This is a genomic window from Phocaeicola faecicola (assembly GCF_013618865.1).
In the GTDB taxonomy this organism is placed as follows: Bacteria; Bacteroidota; Bacteroidia; order Bacteroidales; family Bacteroidaceae; genus Phocaeicola; species Phocaeicola faecicola.
Genome location: NZ_JABSOE010000027.1, coordinates 20,915 through 39,180, shown reverse-complemented (window position 1 = coordinate 39,180; position 18,266 = coordinate 20,915). Strand labels below are relative to the sequence as shown.

Below are 18,266 nucleotides of genomic sequence, written 5' to 3'. Positions count from 1 at the left end.
TTACTTTTTCATACTGTCATAAATAAATTCTCGAATAAAGTGAACTCCTCCATCGTAAGAGGGCGGTCTTTATCCATAATCCAATGTAAAGGACGATCATGATAGAAAGCAGCCATAAGTGAATAGGTGCTTTTAGGACCAATCAAATAATCACATTCCGACAGCGTATACAGATCCTCGGCCATATTGCCGTCGGATAAATGTACATCTTCATGCACACTGTTGCGGTATTTTGCAATATCCAGATGCCGGTCGTTCGTACAGATCAGCACCTGTACCCGCTTGCCGGGAAACAAAGCCCGGAACTGGTTGATTTTGTTGATATATACGGTATCATCGAAAAAGAACTTTCCTCCCATCCAGTTGGCATAATCCCCCCGGCGGATATGTACCCCCAGGCGGATATCGTATTCCGGCAGGGATGACAGCAATTCCTTCCGTGCTGCAATGACATTTTCCTTGAAAGAAAACTGGGACAGTATTTCGGAGCGGTATTTCATGAACAAATGGGGAAAGCGGAAATGCCAACCGTCAAGCGCGATGAATTTCTTGGTTTTGAGTTCTTCCAGCACCTGCGGAGTCACCGTTTCCGGGGTTTCCAGCCAGAAACATTTAATCAGACGGGCCTTGATCATGAACTTGGCAAACAGATAAACCAGCGGAGTGTGAAACTTCTCACGGCAAATCGCAAAGAAGCGGTATTTATAGGCAAAACGCATCGAAATCACCTTTACTCCATATTCGCGCCCAAAAGCATAAGCATGGGCATACTGCAAAATATTATTACACATTTGCCCATATCCTTTCACAAAAATCATATCTACACTTTATAATTTATCCCACATTTGTCTCCCTTGCAAAGATATAACAAAAACCACAAAACCCTAAAAGAAGTATACAAAATAACCGCAAGTTTATCCAATTATTTATATTTTTGCTATCTAAAAAAACGCTTCATGGAAAAGCTAGCTACATTATTACACAGCGGGAAAAACCCTAAGCTTCCGTATTATATCAAGGGGATATTCCGCTACCTGATGCCTTCTTCGCTGTTGAGAAAGAAGCTGGAGAAGACGTTGCATGCACTCGAAGGCAGGGCAGACAAGGCCTATATCCTCGACAGGGTGGACTATTACAACAAACTGTCGGAGAAGACGGCTCTTCCGGCCGACGCACCGCTGTTGGGGGCGCACCGGCTGAAAGGGAACAAGAGTGTGTATTTCTTTGACACGTACGAATTCACCCGGTGGTTCTCCCCTTCCCTGAAATGGTGCTATGTCTTCGGCGACGTAACGACGGTTCCGGCGTATCCTGCGGTGGTCAAGAGCCGGCCGACGGGAGGCGACAACCGTAACTCGGTGTTGCTGAACCTGGACAAGATCCGGCATTTCGTGTTTCTGAAAGACCGCAAGGCTTTTACGGAAAAAGAGGATAAGATCATCTTCCGGGGAGAGGCGCACGGAAAGCCCAACCGGATTGATTTCATCAACCGGTATGTCAACCATCCGATGTGTGACGTGGGGGATGTGGGTTATAATCCTCCCATTCCGCATGCCGACAAGATGACGCTGTACAAGCACCTGGACTATAAGTTCATCATGGCCCTTGAGGGGAATGATGTGGCAAGCAACCTGAAATGGGTGATGTCGTCCAACTCGATAGCGGTGATGCCGCGGCCTACCTGCGAGACCTGGTTCATGGAGGGAAGGCTGATTCCGGATTATCATTACATTGAAATCCGTCCCGACTATTCCGACCTGATCGAGAAGGTGACGTATTACATCCAGCATCCCGACAAGGCACAGGAGATTATTAATCATGCACATGAATATGTCAGACAGTTCCAGAACAAAAAGAGAGAAAGACTGATCTCGCTGCTGGTCTTGCAGAAATATTTCCGTTTTACCAATTAATTTTCATTTACCTCGATGGGCAAAGTATATTTCATCACATATGGCGACAAGAAATACCGGGAATCTGTGGCACGGATCAGCAAGGAGGCGGAGCAGACCGGAGTGTTTCACGAAATCATCGGGTATACGGATGAGCAGCTGCCGGAACCTTTCAAGACGTATGCAGCGCGTTATCCACGCGGTGGAGGATACTGGCTATGGAAACCCTGGGCGGTATGGAATACCTGGCAGCAAATGCAGGAGGGGGATGTGCTGGTGTATGCGGATGCCGGATGTACGCTCCTGCCGCATCCCGACTGGCAGCGTTACCTGCAGCGGATAGCCCACAAGAAGGCACTGTTCTTCATTGCAGAGGGAAAGAACCGGAAATGGTGCAAAAAAGAGGTATTCGATTTCTTCACCCCTTGCATACAGTGGTGGAAATATGCACGGCAGGTACAGGCAACCTTTTTCATGATCCGCAAGGAGGGAGAGAATGATGTCGTGGAGCGGTGGTATGAACTGGCCCGGACACGGCCGGAACTGTTTACCGATGTATTGCCCGAGAACCGGAGCAAGGAGTGTGCTTTCTTCAAGGAACACCGTCACGACCAGTCGGTGCTGACGGCCTGTATCTGTACTTCCGCACAACTGGAGGCGTTCTGTTTCCTGCCGGAGAAAATGGAGCGGAAGCATTTCGGCGGACAGGCGGTACTTGCCTCACGCATTTCGGCCGAGGGAGTAAGGGGTACTCAGGCCAATGCCTCGGAACCGCGGAAATGGAAAGACTGGATCAAACGGATGGGAAAGAGCCTGCAGTGTCACTTCACCGCAGGGTTGTTCCGTCTGAACCGTCTGTTCAGCCGGAGTACTACAAACGGCTGAGACGCTTCTTGCGTTCCTCTTCCGAGAAGAGGCGGTTGAATTCCTCGCGCGTGCGTTTCCAGCGCTTATGGCTCCAGAGCCAGTATTGAGGATGACGGCAGATGGTATCTTCCAGCAGTCTGAAATAACGTTCCGTAGCATAGAAAATCGGTTTGTCACTCAGCGTATCGGCTATTTTCACCATCCGTGCCACGTAATGTCCTCGCTTGGGACGTTCAATGTCAATGTAATACACACTGGTATCCATGATTTTGGAGATGCGTTCAGCTCCGGTAAAAACGGGAGTGTCATGATGCAGGAAGTCGGTCCAGTAATGGATGTTGTGATATCCGGGTACCTGGTCGGAAATGTAGCCCACGATGTTGACTATGCCTTTCTTCTTCCATCCCAGTACGGTCAGGAACGTGGCATCCATCTCGATGGACTGAGCCTTGAAACGGCCTCTCATATACAGGAAGAGACGGTCGAAAATCTTGTTTTCCAGCGGATGATAAATCTGGCCGCACTGCACGTTGCAATGAATACCCAGCGAACTGATCCACTCCCAGTTGCAGTAATGCCCCAGATAGACAGAGACCGAACGCCCGCTGGCAAAATCCTTGTTCAGTTCGTCCAGCCCCTCAAAGCGCATCCGTCGGCGCATCTCTTTCTCACTGATTGAAAACAGCTTGATGGTTTCTACGATATAGTCACAGAAAAAGGCATAAAACTCCTTGGCGATCTTCTCAATCTCCTTTGGCGACTTCTCCGGAAAGGAAGATTCCAGATTGCTGTACACCACGCGTTTCCGGTAGCGGACCACGTAATACAACAGATAATAAAGCAAATCGGAAATCCAGTAAAGCACCCGCAATGGAAGAAGAGAAACCAGATACCAGAGTGCGAAACCAATGTAATATCCTATATTTTTCATGTGATAAAACTACAAAACCATCCTGTCTGTTATAAACTTCACTTCATGAATAAATCCCCGGCTGCCCACGGCAGCATAATGAATGCAAACGTACTAATTTTACCCCTTCCCGTCAAGAGAAATGCGTGATTCTGACCACCTCTTCCACAATCTTCTGCGGATCGATGTAGCACATGCAGGCATAATCCTTCCTCCAGCAGGGCTTGTTGCCAAAGATGGAGCAGGGACGGCACGGAAGGTCGGTCTGGATAACGGTGGTACGCTCTTCTCCCCAGGGCATGAAACCGGCATAAGGATGAGTGGCGCCCCAGATTGACACTACCGGCACGCGGACCAGTGAGGCCAGGTGCATGTTGCCCGAATCCATGGCCACCATGACCGACAGTTTGCTCATAATGGCCAGTTCCTGTCCCAGACGGTACTTTCCTGCCAGAGAGAAAACTCCGGAATACCGGCTCTGCCAGGTTTCCAGCAAGTCTTTTTCCCGCTTTCCGCCTCCGAACAAAAGGACGCGGACATCAGGTACCTTGGCCAGACTGGCTATCACTTCTTCCATCTTGTCCAGAGGGTAAATCTTTCCCGGATGTGCCGCAAAGGGGGCAATGCCTACGTATTTGATGGTCTTATCCGAAAAAACCTCTTCGGCAAAGGAGACATCGGCAGGAACGTCTTCAAAAAGCGACTGAAAGGTGAGCGGGAACTCGAAGCCCAACTTGTTGAAGACATCCACATAGCGCTGGATGGACTTCCGCAAAGGAACCAGCCGCTTGTGCCTGGCGGCGGTCAGCTGCTTCTTCTCTTTCCGGCCCTTATTTATTACGGCAACAGGGATCCCGCAGAGGCGGAATCCCCAGTCTATTACTTTACTGCGCAGCACATCGTGCAGGTCTGCCACAGCATCGAATGATTCTTTCCGTAATTCGCCCGACAGCCGGAGCAGTCCCTTGAATCCCTTGTATTTCCCTTTCAGGTCGGCCTCCCTGAACGTCAGGTTGGCAGGAGCATTCTCGAAAAGGCAAGCCATATGAGGGCGGCTCAGCACCACCAGCTGGTGCTGGGGATAACGGCGGGCAAAGGAGTAGAGTACCGGCACAGTCATGGCCACATCGCCCAGTGCTGAAAAACGGACAACCAGTATTTTAGCCATTCAGCAATCTTATTTTTGTCCGTAAAGCACCGGATTCAGATTCGGATCGTTATACATCTTCATCTGTTTGTAAACCTTCATGTACTTGTGTCCGCTTTCAATGTCTTCCAGCAGACGGTCGATGGCAGCCGACAGGTCTTTCTGCTGCTCCAGCAGTACATCCAGTTTCGCCTTGCAGGCATCGCGGTGCTGAGCGTCGGTATCCGTACGCTCCACTTCCTTGCGCATATGATAGATTTTCAGAGCCAGAATAGACAGGCGGTCGATGGCCCATGCCGGGCTTTCCGTATTGATGCTTGCATCGGCGGCTACCTGTACGTCTTTGTACTTGTCAAGGAAATAGCTGTCAATCAGTTCCACCAGGTCGGTACGGTCCTGATTCGACTTGTCGATGCGGCGCTTCAGTACCAGAGCTTCGTCCGGGTTGATGTTCGGATCGCGGATAATGTCCTCAAAGTGCCACTGTACAGTATCAATCCAGTTTTTCAGGTAAAGGTAGTATTCAATACTTTTTACAGGATAAGGATTGTTAATGGGAGTATTCACGTCGTCTGTCTTGTGATAGTCATCGATAGACTGCACAAATATCGGATTACAAAGCTCAGTAAAAGTCATGTCGAAACAATTTTTAATTATACGATTATACAAAGCTAACAAAAACTTTGATAAATTCCAACAGAGTATTCAAAATCAAATGAAGTTTCCTAATTTTGCGGTCGGAAAACGAGAAAATAAATACATACTTGGATGAAAGTAGTTATAGACAATAAGATTCCTTACATAAGAGAAGCCATGGAGGCTTTGGCCGACGAAGTGGTTTATCTGCCGGGAAAAGAGATCACTGCCAGTGTGGTAAGAGATGCGGATGCCCTGATTACGCGTACGCGTACCCAGTGCAACCGGCAGTTGCTGGAAGGAAGCAAGGTAAGGTTTATCGGTACGGCCACCATCGGATTCGACCACATCGATACGGAGTATTGCCGGGAAGCAGGAATTACCTGGAGCAACTGTCCGGGATGCAATGCCGGTGCCGTGGAGCAGTACCTTCATTCGGTGCTGTTGCTTCTGCAGCAGGAAAAGCACGTGGAACTGAAGGATGCCTGCCTGGGAATTGTGGGTGTGGGACATGTGGGAAGTCATATCCTCAGTCTGGCCGAAAGGCTCGGAATGCGCATTCTGCTGAACGACCCGCCGCGTGCCGACCATGGAGAAGAAGGATTTGTCAGCCTGGAGACACTGGCGCGTGAGTGCGATATCATCACCTTTCATACTCCGCTGGAGAGAAACGGGGAATACCGCACCTTCCATCTGGCCGACAGGGACTTTTTCCATTCGCTCCGCAAAAAGCCTTATATCATCAATACCTCACGGGGGGAAGTAGTAGAGACCGAGGCCATCCTGGAGGCCCTGGACAAGGGACTCATCGGAGGAGCCGTACTGGATGTCTGGGAGAACGAGCCCCACATCAACCTGGAACTGCTCGACAAGGTATTTATCGGTACGCCTCACATCGCAGGCTATTCGGCCGACGGAAAGGCCAATGCCACCCGTATGGTACTCGAGGCGTTCTGCCGGTTCTTCGGCAAGGAAATGAATTTCCACATCGCCGCCCCGGAACAGCCGCATCGGGAATACGACAGCGACGAGCGTGTGCGCCAACTGCAGATGTACAACCCGCATGACGACTGCGACATGCTCCGTGCACATCCGGAGTTATTCGAACAGCTGAGGGGGGATTACGTATTGCGTAAGGAATGATTCTTCAACCTCCGGTGCGAGGTCGGAGCACCCCGCGCCGGAAGTTGGACAACCCCTGTATCAGGGTCGGACAACCTGCGCTGCCGGGCCGGAACAGACAAGGGCATCCGTTCCTTTCTTCCTCGCGGGAGAGGAGAAATACATTAATTATTCTGCGAAAAAACGGGATTTTCATGCACAAAATGTATAAAATTGTGCAACACAAGTGCAATTAATTGCCGGAATATTTGTATAGAACGAGAAATATTTATTCCTTTGCAGCGAAATATAAACAATTTTATTCTATTTATAAACTTAAAAACAAGAAAATTATGTCTGAAATCGCATCAAAAGTACAGAAAATTATCGTTGATAAATTGGGTGTAGACGAATCAGAAGTAACAGCTACTGCTAGCTTCACTAACGACCTGGGTGCAGACTCTTTGGATACTGTAGAATTGATCATGGAATTCGAAAAAGAATTCGGTATCTCTATTCCAGATGATCAGGCAGAAAAGATCCAGACTGTAGGCGACGCTATCTCTTACATCGAAGCTAACGCAAAATAATTATTCCCCTATGGAATTAAAAAGAGTAGTAGTAACAGGTCTTGGCGCACTCACTCCCGTAGGCAATACGGTTCCTGAATTCTGGAACAATCTTGTTAACGGAGTAAGCGGGGCAGGACCTATTACTCATTTCGATGCATCCAAGTTCAAGACACAGTTTGCCTGCGAAGTGAAGAACTTCAATGCAAACGACTTCATCGACCGCAAAGAAGCACGCAAGATGGACCTGTACACACAGTATGCCATCGCAGCTGCCAAAGAAGCAGTATCCGATGCGGAAATTGATGTAGAAAAAGAAGACTTGAACAAGATTGGTGTTATTTTCGGAGTAGGTATCGGTGGACTCCATACTTTTGAAGAAGAAGTACTGAACTACGCACAGACCAAAGACACAATCGGTCCGCGCTTCAATCCTTTCTTCATCCCGAAAATGATTGCGGACATTGCATCTGGTCATATTTCTATGATCTATGGCTTCCATGGACCTAACTTCACCACAACTTCTGCCTGTGCATCTTCTTCAAATGCCATCGGCGAAGCGTTCAACCTGATTCGTTTGGGTAAAGCCAACATGATTCTGGCAGGTGGTGCCGAAGCAACTATCTTCCCTGCGGGTGTAGGTGGCTTCAACTCCATGAATGCATTGTCTACACGTAACGACGACCCGACTCATGCCTCACGTCCGTTCAGCGCAAGCCGTGACGGTTTCGTAATGGGTGAAGGTGCGGGATGTCTGATTCTTGAAGAACTTGAACACGCTAAAGCACGTGGTGCAAAGATCTATGCCGAACTGGCCGGAACAGGTGCTTCTGCCGACGCTTATCATATAACAGCCTCTCATCCGGAAGGTCTGGGTGCGAAACTGGTTATGATGAACGCTCTGGAAGATGCAGGCATGCAACCGGAAGACATCGACTATATCAATGTACACGGAACATCTACACCGGTAGGAGATATTTCGGAAGTGAAGGCTATCCAGGCTCTTTTCGGAGAACATGCCTATAAACTGAATATCAGCTCTACCAAATCAATGACCGGTCACCTGTTGGGAGCTGCCGGTGCTGTAGAGGCTATTGCCAGCGTTTTGTCTGTAAAGAACGACATTGTTCCTCCGACAATCAATCACGAAGAAGGTGATAACGATGAAAACATTGATTATACACTGAACTTCACGTTCAACAAGGCACAGCATCGTACGGTACGTGCCGCATTGAGCAACACATTTGGTTTCGGTGGTCACAATGCATGTGTAATCGTAAAAAAATACACTGAATAAACGTGTTTAGCAATATAACAGACAGGATAAGACTCCTCTTCCGTAAGGATAAGGAGCCTTATCTTTGTTTTTACAGAATGCTCGGATTCTATCCGAGAAACATTGAAATCTACCAGCAGGCATTGCTGCATAAGTCATCGTCTGTAAAATCCGGCAAGGGAAAGTTGCTCAACAACGAAAGGCTGGAGTTTCTGGGGGATGCCATCCTGGATGCAGTAGTGGCTGATATCGTCTATAAAAGGTTTGAGGGCAAACGGGAAGGGTTCCTGACCAACACACGCTCCAAAATCGTACAGCGTGAAACATTGAACCGGGTGGCGGTGGAAATCGGGCTTGACAAACTGATCAAGTATACTACCCGCCAGTCGTCACACAACAGCTACATGTGTGGTAATGCGTTCGAAGCACTGATCGGCGCCATTTATCTGGACCGCGGATACCGGGTGTGCAAATGGTTTATGGAAGAACGTATCATCAAACAATACCTGAATCTTGACAAGATTTCACGCAAAGAGGTGAATTTCAAATCGAAGCTCATTGAGTGGAGCCAGAAGAACAAGTTCGAGATTGCATTCAACCTGGTTGGACAGTCGGTGGATAATGAACAGAACCCCATATTCGAAACCATGATTACGGTAGAGAATATCGCAGGCGGTTCCGGCAAAGGGTATTCCAAGAAGGAGTCACAGCAGGAAGCGGCTCATGAGACACTGGACAAGATAAAGAACGACCCGCAGTTTATTGACGCTATCTTTGCGGCCAAGAGCGAAAGGGAAAAGTCTGAGGAGGATCCCATGGCAGTAGCTACCCGTCCGGCTTCTGAAGTACCTGCCATTTCCGTGACACAGGAAGAAAAAAATCCGGAACGGTATGAGGACACCGAAAGGATCATTGCCGAAGCCGAAGATGCAGCCTTTCAGGAAGAGGCACAACAAAAAGAAGATAAATAATGGAAAATGCCGAACCGGCCGCGGAATATCCGACGGGCAGTTCGGCATTTTCTTTTTCTATATACGATTGCCGGATACGGTATTATCCGAAACAGATGCCCATACGGCGTCCCTGTACCACCAGGTCATGATTTTCGTTCACCAGCTTCAGTTTGCCGGCTACCTCCGTAAGTGGAACGGAAATAATCTCCGAACCGCTGACGGATACCATACGTCCGAACTGTCCGTTGGCAATCAGCTCGGTGGCATGTCCGCCCATGCGTGTAGCCAGGTTGCGGTCGAAAGCCGTCGGACTTCCTCCGCGCTGGATGTATCCCAGTACGGTCTCACGGGTCTCAAAACCGGTTTCGTATTCAATCTCCTCAGCAATATACTGTGCGGCTTTCTTTCCTCCAAGGGTAGGAATACCTTCGGCCACCACCACGATGGAGTAAGGCTTTCCTTTCTTCAGACGGTTGATGATGGCATCGCCGATACGATGTATGTCGAACGGAATCTCCGGCAACAGTATGATGTCGCCTCCCCCGGCCATACCGGAATACAGTGCAATCCATCCGGCCTTGTGGCCCATCACCTCTATCACCATCACACGCTGATGGGCGCTGGCTGTAGAGTGCAGACGGTCGATGGCATCGGTAGCGATACTCACTGCCGAATCAAACCCGAAGGAGATGTCGGTACCCCACACATCATTGTCAATTGTCTTTGGAATACTTACCACGTTGACACCTTCCGCAGCCAGTTTGGCCGCAGTCTTCTGCGTTCCGTTTCCTCCGATACACACCACACAGTCAAGTTCATTTTTTTTGATATTGGTCAGCAGCTGGGCCGGCTTGTCTTCCGAAGCAGAAACCCTTTTCTTGAAAGGCTTCTCGCGCGAGGTTCCCAGAATGGTTCCACCCAGATTCAGCAGCCCGGTAAGAGAATTTTCTGTCAGTGGAGTGATGTCATTGTCCAGTAACCCCCTGAAACCACTGTGTATACCGTAAACTTCCATTCCATAATGATTCATGGCTGTTTTACAGACCCCTCTGATGGTGGCGTTAATGCCCGGACAGTCTCCTCCTGAAGTTAATATTCCTATTTTCATAATGTAGTATCCATTAACAATTCGATGTTTATGGTAAAGTTATAAGAAAAAAATGTAGATTTGTGATTTATGGGAAAAAAAATAATTATATAAAGCAGAAATCACCTACCTTTGTGAGTGAAGAGAATTATCAAAATGTACATAAAAGAATGAATTCGACTAAATTGATTGGAGCTTTTTTCACTCCTCGCCAGCGCCGTATCGAACAATATGGTAAAATGGCAGAGGAAATGCAGGAAAAGGCTTTCCATAAACTGATAAATAAGGCAGCCTCAACCGAATGGGGTTCTCTATATGACTACAAGCATATACGTAACTATACCGATTTCCAAAGGGTTCCGATTCAGACCTACGAAGATATCAAAGGGTATGTAGACCGTATGCGGCACGGAGAAAAGGACATTCTGTGGCCGGGACGGGTGAAATGGTATGCGAAGTCATCGGGTACGACCAATGATAAAAGCAAGTTCATTCCAGTCAGCCCGGACGGTCTCCAGCAGATTCATTACAGAGGGGGAACGGATGTGGTGGCACTTTACCTGCAGCAGAATCCGGCAAGCCGTTTCTTCTCGGGAAAGGGACTGATACTGGGAGGCAGCCACAGCCCGAACTACAACCTGAAGGACAGTCTGGTGGGCGACCTGTCGGCGATATTGATACAGAACATCAATCCGCTGGTCAACCTGATCCGTGTACCGGGAAAGGATGTGGCCCTGCTGAGTGACTTCGAAGAAAAGGTGGAACGGATTGCCGAAAGTACCGTACGGCAGGATGTAACCAACCTGTCGGGGGTGCCGTCGTGGATGCTGGCAGTCATCAAGCGCATTCTGGAAAAGACTGGAGCGGCTCATCTGAACGAGGTATGGCCGAACCTGGAGGTATTTTTCCACGGAGGAGTCAGCTTTACTCCTTACCGGAAGCAATACGAGGCTATTATTCCCAGCCAGAAGATGCATTACATGGAAACCTACAATGCCAGTGAAGGATTCTTCGGTATCCAGAATGAACTTACCGATCCGTCAATGTTGCTGATGATTGACTACGATGTGTTCTATGAATTCATTCCGCTCGAAGAGATTGACAACCCGAACCCGACCATCGTACCACTGGCAGGAGTGGAAACCGGCAAGAACTATGCCATGGTCATCAGTACTTCGTGCGGTCTGTGGAGATACATTCTGGGAGATACGGTCAAGTTTACCAGTACCCACCCCTACAAATTCGTCATTACCGGACGCACCAAGCATTTCATCAACGCATTCGGTGAGGAACTGATGATAGACAATGCTGAAAAAGGCCTGGCGAAGGCTTGCGAGATGACGGGAGCGCAGGTACTGGAATACTCGGCAGCCCCGGTATTCATGGATGCCAACGCACAATGCCGCCACCAGTGGCTGATAGAATTCAGTGTAATGCCCGATTCGATAGAGAAGTTCCGTCATATCCTCGACCAGACACTGCAGGAAATCAATTCGGACTATGAGGCCAAGCGTCATAAGAACATTACGCTGCAGGAACTGGAACTTATTACGGCCCGTCCGGGATTGTTCCACGACTGGCTCAAGCAGAAGGGAAAACTGGGAGGACAGCATAAAGTGCCGCGCCTGAGCAACACCCGGGAACATATCGAAGAGATGTTGAAGCTGAATGTCTAATGTTAATTACCATAAGAACCGATTGTTATGAAACCGATACACAAATATGTGGCCATATTGCTCGTCATACTGGGATTTTATGCGTGCGCCAGTACCGGATCGCCCGACGGGGGACCTTACGATGAGGACCCTCCCAAGTTCATACGGTCCATCCCTGTGATGAACGCCACCAATAACCAGCGGAAGAAAATCTCCATCGAATTCGACGAGATTATCAAACTGGAGAAGGCTTCGGAAAAAGTCATCGTCTCTCCTCCACAGAAAGAGACTCCTGAAATCAAGACCAGCGGACGCCGTGTGCTGGTTAATTTCCTCGATTCGCTGCAGGAGAATACTACGTATACCATCGACTTTGGAGATGCCATTGTCGACAATAACGAGGGCAATCCGCTGGGACAGTTCTCCTATGCCTTTTCTACCGGAAGCACAATCGATACCATGCAGGTATCGGGAACGGTACTGAACGCCGAGAACCTGGAACCGATAAAGGGAATACAGGTGGGTCTGCACAAGAACCTGAACGACACGGCACTGACCACACTGCCGTTCGACCGTATCTCGCGTACCGACAGCCGCGGACAGTTTACGATAAGGGGCATTGCTCCCGGCAGCTACCGCATTTATGCACTGATGGACGGCAACCAGAATTATATCTACGATTCGAAGACCGAGATGGTGGCCTATCTGGATACCCTCATTGTCCCTAGAATGGAAGGTGCGGTAAAACAGGATACCTTGTTCAATGAAAAGGATACGACTAAAATCGATACCATCAAGCAGATCAATTATACGCGTTTCCTGCCCGATGACATTATCCTGAGGGCTTTCAAGGAACCCAATAACATGCAGTATCTGGTGAAGAGCGAACGTCCGAAACTGAACCAGATCGGCATCTATTTCAGCGCGCCGGCTGATACGCTTCCTACCCTGAAAGGACTGGACTTCGACGAGAAGGATGCGTTCATCATCGAAAACAATCCGCGCAACGACAGTATCTTATACTGGATAAAGGATACTACGTTCTGTGAAAGAGATACACTGACCCTGCAGTTGGGTTATCTGGCTACCGATACACTGGGACAACTGGTTCCCAGAACGGATACGCTCCGCATGGTAAATAAGATTCCGAAAGTGCGCCGAATGGCCATGAAGGCGGAAGAAGAGAAGAAAAAGGAGAAAGAGCGCAAGCGCCGGGAAAGGAAAGGGGATACCCTGAGTGTAAAGACTACCTTCCTGGCCATGAAAGTGGACGCTCCTTCATCCCTCGACCTGAACCAGAACATCAGCCTGAGTTTCGAAGAGCCGGTTGCCAGCGTGGATACGGCAAGCATCCACATGGAACTGAAAGTCGATACGCTGTGGGAAAAGATTCCTTTCCTTTTCCGTGCCGACACTGCCGTGTACCGGAAATACGAAATTCTGGCCGACTGGCAACCGGGACAGGAATACCGGCTGAAGATAGACTCCATGGCATTCAAAGGCATTTATGGACTGCATACAGACAAGGTAGAGAATACCCTGAAGGTCAAGACGCTTGAGGACTACGGTACACTGTATCTGAATATTGTCGGCGCCAAACCACATTCCATCGTACAGCTGCTCAACAGCAGTGACGGAGTGGTAAGGCAGCAGCCTGTGACCGACAAGAACACTTGCGATTTCTACTTCCTGCAGCCCGGAACCAAGTATTATATCCGTATGTTCCACGATGCGAACAACAACGGCAAGTGGGATACCGGAAATTATATGGAGCACATACAGCCCGAAGAGGTGTATTACTATCCGAAAGTCTGGGAGATGAAAGCCAATTTTGAGTTTGAGGAGACATGGGACATTCATGCCGTACCGCTCGACAAGCAGAAACTGGATGAAATCAAAAAGCAGAAGCCGGATGAAACCAAAAAGATCAAAGACCGAAATAAAGAACGAGCAAGAAATCTAGGAAGAGCATGATAAGGAAATTACTCGTCAGTTTATGCCTCTTGATTGGAGGGATTACTGCATATGCACAATGTGGCACAGAGAACCACGCCATACAACCGGGAGAGACTCTCAGTTATGAGCTTAAGTTCAACTGGAAGTTTATCTGGATCAATGCCGGATGGGCAAAGATGACAGTGAACAATACAGTATATCAAGGAGAGCCGTGCCTGAAGACCGACCTCCAGTCGTACACGAACAAGAAGATTGACTTTTTCTTCAAAATGCGTGATACGCTGACCTGTATCACCAGCCGGCAGCTCGAACCGCTGTATTTCCGCAAAGGAGCTGAAGAAGGCAAGCGATATACGGTAGACGAGGTGAAGTTCAGCTACAAGGACGGAAAATGCATTGTCGACCAGCAGCGCACGCTGTACGGCAATACCGACAAGCATCATGACGAGGTATCGGTATGTGTATACGATATGCTCAGCATCCTGCTGCAGGCCCGCTCGTACGACCCGACGGACTACCGTCCGGGCACAAAGATTCTCTTCTCCATGGCTACCGGAAGAGAGATTGAGAAACAGACATTGATTTACCGTGGAAAAGAGAATTTCACCGCCGAGAACGATGTGACTTACCGCTGCCTGGTATTCTCACTGGTGGAATATGTAAACAACAAAGAGAAGGAAGTCATTACGTTCTATGTCACCGACGACTTGAACCATCTGCCTGTGCGCCTGGACATGTATCTGAATTTCGGATCTGCCAAGGCATTCCTTACAGACATCAAAGGCAACCGCCATCCGCTGACTTCCATTGTCAAGGATTAAAGAGACATTGCAGTTACATGCATTAAAAAACCCCATTCCGGAAAAGGTTCTTAACCGGAATGGGGTTTATTTATATCATTGATGTTTATCTGCAGGCAGAAAAACAATATTTACCGTATCTTGCTTACTTGTTCAGCTTCCAGGTAAAGCCGTCCTTGGTATCCTTTACCTCAAAACCCAGTGCAGCCAGACTGTCACGGATCTTGTCGCTCGTAGCCCAGTCTTTGTTGGCCTTAGCCTGCATACGCTGTTCCAGCAGCATATCAACCACCTTGCCATAGGCTTCCTCACGTGCGGCATTGTTTTCGGCTTCGGCTTTCAGTCCAAGAATATCGAATACGAACAACTGGAATACGCTCTTCAGTTCTTCCAGGTCTTCGGCACTGATTGTCGCCTTCTTGTCGATTACCGTATTGATCATTCGGGTGGCATCAAACAGATGAGAGATGACAATCGGAGTATTCAGGTCATCGTTCATAGCCTCATAGCATTTTTCACGCAAGCCGGCCGGTTCAATGCCCGTAGTTGCCTTTGACGGAGTAATGCGTTCCAGGTTCTTCCATCCTTCCATCAGGCGCTCCAGTCCCTTCTCAGAAGCCTGCAAAGCCTCGTTACTGAAGTCTACGGTGCTGCGATAATGTGCCTGCAGGATAAAGAAGCGGATGGTCATTGCCGTATAAGGCTGTGCCAGCAGTTTATGATTGCCGGTAAAGAACTCATCCAGAGTGATGAAATTACCCAATGACTTACCCATCTTCTGACCGTTGATGGTAATCATATTGTTGTGCATCCAGTAGCGTACCATGTCATGTCCCTGAGAAGCTACGCTCTGTGCAATCTCACATTCATGGTGCGGGAAAACCAGGTCCATACCTCCCCCGTGAATATCAAAGTTCTCACCCAGATATTTACGTCCCATAGCGGTACATTCACAGTGCCATCCCGGGAAACCGTTGCTCCATGGAGAAGGCCAGCGCATGATGTGTTCCGGCTGTGCACACTTCCAAAGGGCGAAATCGGCCGGGTTATGCTTTTCCTGCTGTCCGTCGAGCTCACGGGTAGTATTCAGTACGTCATCCAGGTTACGTCCGGAAAGCTTTCCATAATGGTGATCCTTGTTGTATTTGGCTACATCAAAATACACAGAACCCTGGCTTTCATAAGCATATCCGTTCTTCAGGATCTCTTCCACCAGCTGAATCTGTTCGATGATGTGTCCCGATGCGTGCGGCTCGATGCTGGGAGGAAGCACATTCAACGCTTCCATGGCCTTATGGTAACGGTTCAGGTAGAACTGAACGACTTCCATCGGCTCCAGCTGCTCCAGACGGGCTTTCTTTGCAATCTTGTCTTCACCGTCATCGGCATCGTGCTCCAAGTGGCCGACATCGGTAATATTACGTACGTAACGCACCTTATATCCCAGATGAGTCAGGTAACGGAACAGGATATCGAAAGTGATTGCCGGACGGGCATGTCCCAGGTGTGCATCACCGTATACAGTAGGACCGCACACATACATTCCTACATGAGGAGCATGAAGCGGTACGAATTGCTCCTTCGTACGAGTCAGCGTATTGTAAATAACTAATTTATTATCCATAAGCATTCATTTATATCAAGACTACAAAAATAATAAAAAACCATTAACCAAGAAAACAGTTTCCTATTTGCTTTTTTACAAAAATATGGGATAAACATAATCTTAAGTCCACTCTGAGCCCGAAACGGGCTTCAAAATGTTTCCAATCATTAACATTCTGCACTCATCTTATTAATATATGTTATAAAGCATGATTTTTCAGCTATATTATTTGCAGATTACTCAGAAGTCCGTATCTTTGTACTGTATTTTTCATAGTATTAGATTTAAGGTTAACAAAGGTTGGAGTACAGCGGTACTCCTTTTTTTATGCCCATACTTAAAGTTTGATTCATATGACCCCAAATAACAAAGTATTGCTAGGAATGAGTGGCGGAACCGACAGTTCGGTAGCTGCATTACTGCTCCAGGACGCCGGATATGAGGTAACCGGCATTACATTCCGTTTCTACGAGAAAGACAATCATACAGAATACCTGGACGACGCACGCGAGTTATGCGAGCGACTGCACATCCCTCACATCACCTACGATGCCCGTGAAGTATTCCAACAGCATATCATTTCTTATTTTATCGATGAATACATGGCCGGACGTACTCCGGTCCCCTGTACGCTGTGCAACAATTACCTGAAATGGCCTCTGCTGCAGGAGGTGGCAGATGCACGAGGTATCTGGCATTTTGCTACGGGACACTATGTACAGAAGACCCAAATCGGTGACTACTGGCACATTATGGCAGGAAAAGATCCGGATAAAGACCAGTCTTTCTTCTTATGGGGGCTCACACAGCCTGTGTTACAGCGCATGCTCTTGCCCATGGGCACACTGACCAAAACAAGAGTAAGGGAGATTGCGGCAGAGAGAGGTTTTCTGAAAGCCGCTCATAAAAGAGACAGCCTGGGAGTATGTTTCTGCCCCATGGATTATCGGAGTTTTCTGAAAGAACAGCTTCCGGAAGGAAGCATCCGACCCGGAAATTTCTACGATGAGTCCGGAAACCTGCTCGGGAAGCACGAAGGATACCCCTTTTATACCATCGGACAACGGAGAGGGCTGGGTATCTATCTGAACAAAGCGCTTTTTGTCAAAGAGATTATCCCACAGAAAAATCAGGTCATACTAAGTGAAAACTTACAGTCGCTGGAGAAAAACGAAATGTACCTCAAGGACTGGAAGATAGTCAATCCCGATATCCTTTTCAACGACGACCCGGATATCATCGTAAAAATACGGTACAGAAAACAGGCCAATCACTGCAAAGTGACTCAAACAGCCGACGGAAACCTGCATGTCCAACTGCATGAGCCATTGGCCTCCATCGCTTCCGGACAGGCAGCCGCATTCTACAAAGGTGACATCGTTTTAGGAGGAGGAATCATTATTTGACCCTTCTGTTGAGCTGGTTGTTGGCTTTCTCAGGTCTCGACTTCCCTACTCGTTTGCCACTCGACTTCTTTTGAGATTTAAGTTTTGCCTTATATGCAAAAGGATTTTTCTTATTTACTACCATATGCTCAGTTGCTACAATTAGAATGCAAAAATAAGAAATTATCCATCAAGGAATGAAAAAGAGACAGAGCAAACCATCCATTACCAGGGATTCTTTATTTATTTCATACTAAAAATGAAAAAAAACGGCCAAAGCCTTGCAGATATCAAAAATAAGCAATACCTTTGCATCGATTTTGAAAAGAAAGGCAAAACGATTCGGGGTGTAGCGCAGTCCGGTTAGCGCACCTGCTTTGGGAGCAGGGGGTCCCAGGTTCGAATCCTGGTACCCCGACAACGAAA

General features: G+C 48.2%; 16 protein-coding genes and 1 tRNA gene. 11 read left to right on the top strand and 6 right to left on the bottom strand.

The genetic code is table 11. The features are described 5' to 3' along the window. Positions 1-8: 8 nt before the first annotated feature. Entirely contained in the window at positions 9-791 is a 783-nt protein-coding gene (locus H3001_RS09110; protein ID WP_246368537.1) for an alpha-1,2-fucosyltransferase, read from the bottom strand. A 165-nt stretch (positions 792-956) separates the two neighbouring features. Between H3001_RS09110 and H3001_RS09105 the strand changes: the two genes are divergently transcribed. After that, positions 957-1,913, top strand: a complete 957-nt coding sequence (locus tag H3001_RS09105; protein ID WP_178243307.1) for a glycosyl transferase family 90 — start codon at positions 957-959, stop codon at positions 1,911-1,913. A gap of 15 nt (positions 1,914-1,928) precedes the next feature. After that, on the top strand, positions 1,929-2,777 hold the full coding sequence (locus H3001_RS09100) for a hypothetical protein (RefSeq protein ID WP_181214739.1): 849 nt from the start codon (positions 1,929-1,931) through the stop codon (positions 2,775-2,777). Here H3001_RS09100 and H3001_RS09095 read toward each other — a convergent pair. The 3 genes from H3001_RS09095 to H3001_RS09085 all read right to left on the bottom strand — a co-directional run bounded on the left by H3001_RS09095 (position 2,764) and on the right by H3001_RS09085 (position 5,452). Continuing rightward, entirely contained in the window at positions 2,764-3,690 is a 927-nt protein-coding gene (locus H3001_RS09095; protein WP_178243309.1) for a lysophospholipid acyltransferase family protein, read from the bottom strand. The genes H3001_RS09100 and H3001_RS09095 overlap by 14 nt on opposite strands. Positions 3,691-3,802: 112 nt before the next feature. After that, positions 3,803-4,837, bottom strand: a complete 1,035-nt coding sequence (locus H3001_RS09090) for a glycosyltransferase family 9 protein (protein ID WP_181214738.1) — start codon at positions 4,835-4,837, stop codon at positions 3,803-3,805. A gap of 9 nt (positions 4,838-4,846) precedes the next feature. After that, complete coding sequence (locus H3001_RS09085; protein WP_178243311.1) at positions 4,847-5,452, bottom strand: DUF4254 domain-containing protein; 606 nt, start codon at positions 5,450-5,452, stop codon at positions 4,847-4,849. A gap of 132 nt (positions 5,453-5,584) precedes the next feature. On the opposite strand from H3001_RS09085, the gene pdxB reads away from it, so the two are divergent. From pdxB to rnc, 4 genes are all read left to right on the top strand, one after another. Then, positions 5,585-6,595 carry a 4-phosphoerythronate dehydrogenase PdxB gene (pdxB, locus tag H3001_RS09080; RefSeq protein WP_178243312.1) on the top strand — a complete coding sequence of 337 codons (1,011 nt, stop codon included), beginning with the start codon at positions 5,585-5,587 and terminating at the stop codon, positions 6,593-6,595. A 311-nt stretch (positions 6,596-6,906) separates the two neighbouring features. Then, on the top strand, positions 6,907-7,143 hold the full coding sequence (locus tag H3001_RS09075) for an acyl carrier protein (RefSeq protein WP_178243313.1): 237 nt from the start codon (positions 6,907-6,909) through the stop codon (positions 7,141-7,143). 10 nt (positions 7,144-7,153) lie between these two features. Continuing rightward, positions 7,154-8,419: a beta-ketoacyl-ACP synthase II gene (fabF, locus tag H3001_RS09070; protein WP_178243314.1), complete on the top strand. Its 1,266-nt coding sequence runs from the start codon at positions 7,154-7,156 to the stop codon at positions 8,417-8,419. Positions 8,420-8,421: 2 nt separating this feature from the next. Continuing rightward, entirely contained in the window at positions 8,422-9,369 is a 948-nt protein-coding gene (gene rnc / locus H3001_RS09065; protein ID WP_394367802.1) for a ribonuclease III, read from the top strand. Between the two features lie 82 nt (positions 9,370-9,451). On the opposite strand, the gene H3001_RS09060 is transcribed toward rnc, so the two are convergent. Next, positions 9,452-10,459 (bottom strand): ATP-dependent 6-phosphofructokinase, encoded by a 1,008-nt coding sequence (locus H3001_RS09060; RefSeq protein WP_178243316.1) that lies wholly within the window; start codon positions 10,457-10,459, stop codon positions 9,452-9,454. A gap of 149 nt (positions 10,460-10,608) precedes the next feature. On the opposite strand from H3001_RS09060, the gene H3001_RS09055 reads away from it, so the two are divergent. From H3001_RS09055 to H3001_RS09045, 3 genes are read left to right on the top strand one after another with little or no spacing between them, the layout of a single operon-like run. Further along, on the top strand, positions 10,609-12,114 hold the full coding sequence (locus H3001_RS09055; RefSeq protein WP_178243317.1) for a GH3 auxin-responsive promoter family protein: 1,506 nt from the start codon (positions 10,609-10,611) through the stop codon (positions 12,112-12,114). 27 nt (positions 12,115-12,141) lie between these two features. Then, complete coding sequence (locus H3001_RS09050) at positions 12,142-14,067, top strand: Ig-like domain-containing protein (protein WP_178243318.1); 1,926 nt, start codon at positions 12,142-12,144, stop codon at positions 14,065-14,067. Further along, entirely contained in the window at positions 14,064-14,870 is an 807-nt protein-coding gene (locus H3001_RS09045; RefSeq protein ID WP_178243319.1) for a DUF3108 domain-containing protein, read from the top strand. The genes H3001_RS09050 and H3001_RS09045 overlap by 4 nt, the downstream gene beginning before the upstream one ends. A 124-nt stretch (positions 14,871-14,994) precedes the next feature. Here H3001_RS09045 and cysS read toward each other — a convergent pair whose 3' ends face one another. Further along, positions 14,995-16,473: a cysteine--tRNA ligase gene (gene cysS / locus H3001_RS09040; RefSeq protein ID WP_178243320.1), complete on the bottom strand. Its 1,479-nt coding sequence runs from the start codon at positions 16,471-16,473 to the stop codon at positions 14,995-14,997. A 335-nt stretch (positions 16,474-16,808) separates the two neighbouring features. Between cysS and mnmA the strand changes: the two genes are divergently transcribed. Together mnmA and H3001_RS09030 are read left to right on the top strand one after the other, a co-directional pair. Continuing rightward, positions 16,809-17,861, top strand: a complete 1,053-nt coding sequence (gene mnmA, locus H3001_RS09035; protein ID WP_178243321.1) for a tRNA 2-thiouridine(34) synthase MnmA — start codon at positions 16,809-16,811, stop codon at positions 17,859-17,861. Between the two features lie 322 nt (positions 17,862-18,183). Then, positions 18,184-18,258 (top strand) — tRNA-Pro (locus H3001_RS09030). Positions 18,259-18,266 lie beyond the last annotated feature (8 nt).

Coding starts and splice junctions, on each gene's coding strand:
- H3001_RS09090 (WP_181214738.1), bottom strand. CDS start 4,837: ATGGCTAAAATACTGGTTGTCCGTTTTTCAGCACTGGGCGATGTGGCC.
- H3001_RS09095 (WP_178243309.1), bottom strand. CDS start 3,690: ATGAAAAATATAGGATATTACATTGGTTTCGCACTCTGGTATCTGGTT.
- H3001_RS09105 (WP_178243307.1), top strand. CDS start 957: ATGGAAAAGCTAGCTACATTATTACACAGCGGGAAAAACCCTAAGCTT.
- H3001_RS09075 (WP_178243313.1), top strand. CDS start 6,907: ATGTCTGAAATCGCATCAAAAGTACAGAAAATTATCGTTGATAAATTG.
- H3001_RS09045 (WP_178243319.1), top strand. CDS start 14,064: ATGATAAGGAAATTACTCGTCAGTTTATGCCTCTTGATTGGAGGGATT.
- mnmA (WP_178243321.1), top strand. CDS start 16,809: ATGACCCCAAATAACAAAGTATTGCTAGGAATGAGTGGCGGAACCGAC.
- fabF (WP_178243314.1), top strand. CDS start 7,154: ATGGAATTAAAAAGAGTAGTAGTAACAGGTCTTGGCGCACTCACTCCC.
- H3001_RS09055 (WP_178243317.1), top strand. CDS start 10,609: ATGAATTCGACTAAATTGATTGGAGCTTTTTTCACTCCTCGCCAGCGC.
- H3001_RS09110 (WP_246368537.1), bottom strand. CDS start 791: ATGTGTAATAATATTTTGCAGTATGCCCATGCTTATGCTTTTGGGCGC.
- H3001_RS09085 (WP_178243311.1), bottom strand. CDS start 5,452: ATGACTTTTACTGAGCTTTGTAATCCGATATTTGTGCAGTCTATCGAT.
- H3001_RS09050 (WP_178243318.1), top strand. CDS start 12,142: ATGAAACCGATACACAAATATGTGGCCATATTGCTCGTCATACTGGGA.
- H3001_RS09100 (WP_181214739.1), top strand. CDS start 1,929: ATGGGCAAAGTATATTTCATCACATATGGCGACAAGAAATACCGGGAA.
- cysS (WP_178243320.1), bottom strand. CDS start 16,473: ATGGATAATAAATTAGTTATTTACAATACGCTGACTCGTACGAAGGAG.
- H3001_RS09060 (WP_178243316.1), bottom strand. CDS start 10,459: ATGAAAATAGGAATATTAACTTCAGGAGGAGACTGTCCGGGCATTAAC.
- pdxB (WP_178243312.1), top strand. CDS start 5,585: ATGAAAGTAGTTATAGACAATAAGATTCCTTACATAAGAGAAGCCATG.